This window comes from Fervidicella metallireducens AeB (assembly GCF_000601455.1).
In the GTDB taxonomy this organism is placed as follows: domain Bacteria; phylum Bacillota; class Clostridia; order Clostridiales; family Caloramatoraceae; genus Fervidicella; species Fervidicella metallireducens.
The window spans coordinates 21641-27640 of record NZ_AZQP01000038.1; the positions used below are offsets into that span (position 1 = coordinate 21641).

Here is a 6000-nt window from a genome sequence, read left to right on the forward strand (position 1 = left end):
CAATGCATAATTAAGTATACAAGCCTATTCTAGAGTGTATATTAAAAAAACTCAGCCTATCAACTTTTACGACTTTTTTTGACATTTGCTGATTTGCAATTTTTCAATTAGAATGAAAAAACAGATATTTTTAAAAATTCATTTTAAGGAGGATAAACATGGAAACAACAAAAAAACTTGGCCTTTGGACGCTGGTTATGTTAATTTTCGTTCCAACCTTTGGATTTGGAAATATAACTACTAATGCAGTTGCGTTAGGACCAGCAGCTATACCATCATGGCTTGCGGTATCATTACTATTCTTTTTACCATTATCCGGTATGATTGCAGAGTTAGCTTCAGCTAATAACGGCAAAGGTGGGGGAATCTATACTTGGATAGAATCAACCCTTGGACCAAAATGGGCTTATATTGGAACTTGGTCATATTTTATTGCAAACCTTTTCTATTTACAGATGGTATTTTCAAGAATACCAGTTATGGTGTCTTGGGCAATATTTGGGGAAAACAGATTTAATGATTCTAATGCATATCTGCTTCCTTATATTGCACTAGCCCTTGCATTAATCTTAACATGGGTTGCTACTAAGGGTGTAAAAACCTTTTCAAAACTAAGTGACTTTGGTGGTAAATTTACTCTTGCAGCCACAATTATTTTTATTGTATTTGCAATTTTAGGATACTTTACAGGTACTCCTTCAGCTACTGAATTTACTGCTTCAACAGTAATACCAGAGTTAAATACATCATATTTCAGTACTTTCTCCTGGTTATTATTTGCCGTTGCTGGTGCTGAAGTTGCAGGTACTTATATATCTGAAGTAGAAAATCCTAAGAAAAATTTCCCTAAGGCAGTTATCATTGCAACAGCTTTAGTTGCTGTATCATACATTATAGGTTCAGTTTCTGTATGCTTAATCGCTTCACCTGAAGTTTTAGAAAATGCAGGTTTAAAGGATGCTGGATATGTAGTTTATAAGATACTTGCTGAAAACTGGGGCATAAGTGGCAAACTAATAGTTCAGCTATATGCAGCTATATTGACATTAACATCTATTGCAGCATATATATTATGGATGGAATCACCAATTAGAGCTATGTTCTCTGAGGTTCCTGAAGGAACATTTCCAAGCTTCCTAACTAAAAAGGCTGAGGATGGTACTTTAAAAAATGCATTATGGACACAATGTGTTATAGTGTTAATTCTAATTGCTGTTCCATTAATGGGATTGAATTCAATTGATTCTTTCTTTAAGTTATTAACAGATTTATCTTCACTTTCATTAGTTATACCATACATTGTACTAATCGCAGCATATTTAGTATTTAGACTTAAGGATAATCAGGCTCCTTTTACAATGTTTAAATCAAAGGCATTAGCACTTTCTGTTTCTGTACTTGCTTTAGTTTTAAGTATAGCTGGATTCTTCGGAGCTGGTCTTGATTACATTGTAGGTGCAGAATCAACAGCAGAAGCAGTTAAGTCTATAACTATGACATATGGCGGTCCAGTTATTTTAATTATACTTGGATACGTTTTAACATTATTAACAAAGGCTGCACACAAGAAAAAGAACAATAACGACATTTCAAAGGCTTCATAACACAATGTGGGACACATAGAGTGGGACATATAAGTAGTGTTATAACCCAATAAAAATATCTCCCTTCAAAGAAAAAAGTAATTTTAAGTCAACTTTGAAGGGAGATATTTTTATTCACATTATTGTATGACTGAAAAAATATGATGCCATTCTTAATGACTAAAAAAGAAATAAATAGGGACAGTTAATATAACTTTAAAAATAAATTCATATTAACTATCCCTATTCCCATTAACTATCCCTATATCCATGCTACATATATATTATTCATATATATCCGAAAACTCAATATTTATTTTTTCAACTCTTTGCTCACATAAATTAGAAAAATAGTCCTCCTCACAGCTGCTTTCAATTATCTTATCCGGCAGATCAAAAATAAATTCACTACCTTTTCCCAAAGTGCTCCTTACTTCAATGTTTCCATCATGCAATTCCACTAAGGATTTTACTAACGCAAGGCCTATTCCACTGCCCTCTCTATTTCTAGATATGGATTTATCTACTTGTATAAATCTATCGAATATTAATTCCTTCATATTTTCATCTATGCCAATCCCATTATCCTTTACTGATATATAAACTCTATCATTTTTCAAGTATATATTTACATAAATCTGACCATGTTTAGATGTAAACTTTACTGCATTGGATAATAGATTTAGTACTATTCTTTCAATTTTATCTGGGTCACAAGCTATAATTTTTTCCTCTACTTCAGTATCAAATACTAATTCAATTCCTTTGCTCTCAATGTAATCAGCAGCAGACAGGGTTATATTCTCAACAATTTTAACAATATCACAATTAATTGGCCTTATTTCAAATAAGGTAGCATCTATTTTGGTAATATCAATCAAATTATTTATAAGCCTTATCAATCTAAATGAATTTTGTTTCATAATCTTTAAGTATTTATCTACTCTAGTTTTTTCAAATTTATCACTCTTTAATATTAACTCCATCATTTGTTGTGAACTATATATTATATTAAGTGGTGTTCGGAGCTCATGAGATATATTGGCAAAAAAATCTGTTCTTAACTTTTCATATTCCCTTAACTTTAAATTAGTGGCTTCAAGCTCAGCTTTACTATCTAATATAGCTTTATTGTTTACAAAGTCCTTTAAAAAACTTGAATAAATTATATCTGACCCGATAAATGAACAAAGAACTACAAACCCTGAATTAATTATGTGACTATATAACATTTTGGAATCAGGTACTAAAAAAAGTAAACCTACTATAAATACAATAAATGATGATAGATATATGAATATACTTTCCATTGGTGATAGGTAAAAAAATAATGATACCCCCAAAACACCTATAATATATGCAGAAATCTGACCGCTAATATTTATGCTATTTAAACCCATGAAGACACACCAATAAATTATAACATTTATAAATATATATTGCATTATCCTATGATTAATGTTCTTAATGAATCTTAAAGCTGCCAACCATAAAGAAATTAAAATAACTATAATAATATGAGAATAGTAAAGATATGTATACGCATTTATATTTTTTCTCAGGGGTTTATATACTAATAAATCCACTAATATTAAAATAAAATTTAAAAACAATAAAATCCTGCCTGTATTTCTGCATCTATTGATATCTATTTCTATCCTTAATCCCTCAAATTCTTTTTTGTCCTCATCAACGTTAAACTTTGTTTTATTTAAAAATACACTCTTTAGCATATCTGACACCCTTTTCATTTGTTTTTGTATATTTTTGTAATTTATGTATATTTTATCATATTTTTTGATAAATAGAAATTAATTTTCTTCAAAATTTCCCCAAAAGTCTCCATTAAAATCTTTTCTGCTTTATTGATTTTAAAAGCATTGTCTTCATCGTATTTTCTACTTGATAAATTTAAAAATAAATAAAACACAGGGACACATACTTATTGTGGTTGTATATCCTTGTATCTTTTTTAATATTGGTGTTAATATATTAATGTAGACACAAAAATCCCAACACCTTAAAATATAAGAAGGTAAGGAAGTGTCTACAATAATCCTGTCCTAAGTTATACTTTTTTATTGACATTAATAAGTCTTCGCGGTAAAATGAACATAGTTCAGTTTGGAGGTTAATATGAATAAAACGTATATTTCAAAAGAAATACTTATTTTAACAGCAAAAGAAATAGTAGCTCAATCAAGCATTCAGGCTTTGAATATGAGAGAAGTCGCCCAAAGGTGCGGCATTGCAGTAGGTTCAATCTATAATTACTTTCCATCAAAGGAGGATTTTATAATTGCAACAATTGAATCTATTTGGCAGGAAATAATGCATGACTTAACAAACTGCAGCCTTTCACTTAATTTTGCAGAAAACGTATTTTTACTGTTTAACAATATTCATAAAGGCTGCCAAAAATACCCCTCATTTTTTCAGCTTCATTCTATGAGTCTTAATAATTTAGATAAAAATAAGGGGCGTCAGGCAATGCAACAATATTTTAATACTATTAAAGCTTTGCTGCTAAAAAATCTTGAGAAAGATCCTGATGTCAGAGAAAATGTTTTTTGTAATGAATTCACAAAGCCTGATTTTGTAGACTTTATTTTTTCAAATATACTCACATTGCTTATGAATGAAGAACAATCATGTGATTTTCTGCTACAAATTATAAAACATATAATCTATAAATAAGCCCCACCAAAGAGTGGGGTTTTGCAGAAGCCAAACTGAACAATGTTCATTATAAGGAGGTTAAATCATGCAGGCAATTATGGAAACTTTATTTGATGCGGCATATCTAAGTACAGTAATAACTTTAGGAATTCTTATGATTAAAAAATCTAAAACAAACAAGCAATACTATTTATTTGGTATTATGGCAATCATTCTTGGAGCAGGAGACTCCTTTCATCTTGTTCCACGTGCAATAGCATTATGCACAACTGGACTTGAAAATTATACTGTTCTTCTCGGTATAGGAAAATTGATAACTTCTATTACAATGACAATTTTTTACATACTACTGTACTATGTCTGGAGAAAACGTTATAACATTGAAGAAAGGCAAGGACTTACAATAATCATATATTTATTAGCTGCCCTTAGAATAATACTTTGCTTGTTTCCTCAAAATGCATGGACAAGTGCAAAGCAGCCTTTATCCTGGGGAATATATCGCAACATCCCCTTTGCACTTATAGGGCTTATCATCATAATATTATTTTACAAAAGTGCAAAGAGTAAAAATGACCATTCTTTTAATTTTATGTGGCTAACTATTGTACTTAGTTTTGCTTTTTACATTCCAGTAGTTTTATGGGCAGATCTTGCTCCTCTTATCGGAATGTTAATGATTCCAAAAACCTGTGCTTATGTCTGGACAGTATGGATTGGATATAATGATATGAAAAAAAAGTGGGATAAAAATATGAAAATATGGGACATATAAGTAGTGTTGTAGCCTAATAAATAACATCTCCTTTCAAAGATGAAAGTATTTTAAAGTAAACTTTGAAGGGAGATATTTTTATGCCCATGATTGCAAGAATGAAAAAATGATACTATTTTTCATGACCAAAAAAGAAAAACTTTTAGAAATTAATATTTAGAAGACTGATTAAAATTAATAGTTTTTAAATTTTAGATGATATAAAAGTAAATATTATACTATAACAGTTAGTATGTGTCCCTAATTTGTAAGTTGTTTATCGTTAGCATGACTGCAAGAATAGATTTCTTTTTTCTCATTTTTTGTTCCCCCTTGTATTAAATTTATGTTATAATCAATATATTACAATACAATTACATATTTTCTAATATTTTGTATTAAATTAAATATATTCCAGTTTGACTGTATTTTTAATATAATTGAACTAGAGAGGTGAAATTTAATGAGAGTAAATGTAAAAAAAGTATCTATCTTATCATTGCTAATATTAGTAAGTATCTATTTATTATTTTCTTTCTGGATTTATATTAGTGTTAGAAAATCTCTAAGTATAGCATTTTTGACCGATGGAACTTATACCAATCAATATTCCAAGTATATAGATAAGAATATATATTTAAGATTGAATCCAAAGTACGCATATGCTAAAAATGATATTAAACGCAAAAAATTAAGTATAGGATTAGGTGTGCCCATTCATAATTTCCATAAAGGAATCGTATGGATTAAATATACCTATATAGGAATAGATAAAGAAAGTTCCACACCTCACGGTTGTCGTAGAGTTCCTATCAAAATAACAGTTAAATTTGAAAATGGGTCATGGAAAATAATAGATATATATCAGGAAGCTTAGGTCTACATGATCTAAGTTTATATGCATGGAGACAGTTAATATTAGTTTGTAAATTATCCTATTCTATTTTTTTAATTTAAGGTATTGTAGTGCCCTTTGCAGTGGTG

The 6000-nt window shown here is 29.5% G+C and carries 5 protein-coding genes; 4 read left to right on the forward strand and 1 reads right to left on the reverse strand.

Going from position 1 to position 6000, the window contains the following annotated elements; genetic code table 11:
- Positions 1-158 precede the first annotated feature (158 nt).
- Complete coding sequence (locus tag Q428_RS10875; RefSeq protein WP_035380860.1) at positions 159-1604, forward strand: amino acid permease; 1446 nt, start codon at positions 159-161, stop codon at positions 1602-1604.
- 263 nt (positions 1605-1867) lie between these two features.
- Here the strand turns inward: Q428_RS10875 and Q428_RS14955 are convergent, their stop codons facing one another.
- Positions 1868-3316 carry a sensor histidine kinase gene (locus Q428_RS14955; RefSeq protein ID WP_035380862.1) on the reverse strand — a complete coding sequence of 483 codons (1449 nt, stop codon included), beginning with the start codon at positions 3314-3316 and terminating at the stop codon, positions 1868-1870.
- Between the two features lie 403 nt (positions 3317-3719).
- On the opposite strand from Q428_RS14955, the gene Q428_RS10885 reads away from it, so the two are divergent.
- From Q428_RS10885 to Q428_RS10895, 3 genes are all read left to right on the forward strand, one after another.
- A complete protein-coding gene (locus Q428_RS10885; RefSeq protein WP_035380864.1) occupies positions 3720-4280 on the forward strand; it encodes a TetR/AcrR family transcriptional regulator in 561 nt (186 codons plus the stop codon).
- 67 nt (positions 4281-4347) lie between these two features.
- The gene (locus Q428_RS10890) at positions 4348-5037 is read left to right on the forward strand and encodes a hypothetical protein (protein ID WP_035380866.1); all 690 of its coding nucleotides are present in this window, start codon (positions 4348-4350) and stop codon (positions 5035-5037) included.
- A 442-nt stretch (positions 5038-5479) separates the two neighbouring features.
- Positions 5480-5893: a hypothetical protein gene (locus Q428_RS10895; RefSeq protein WP_035380867.1), complete on the forward strand. Its 414-nt coding sequence runs from the start codon at positions 5480-5482 to the stop codon at positions 5891-5893.
- The last annotated feature ends 107 nt before the right edge of the window (positions 5894-6000 follow it).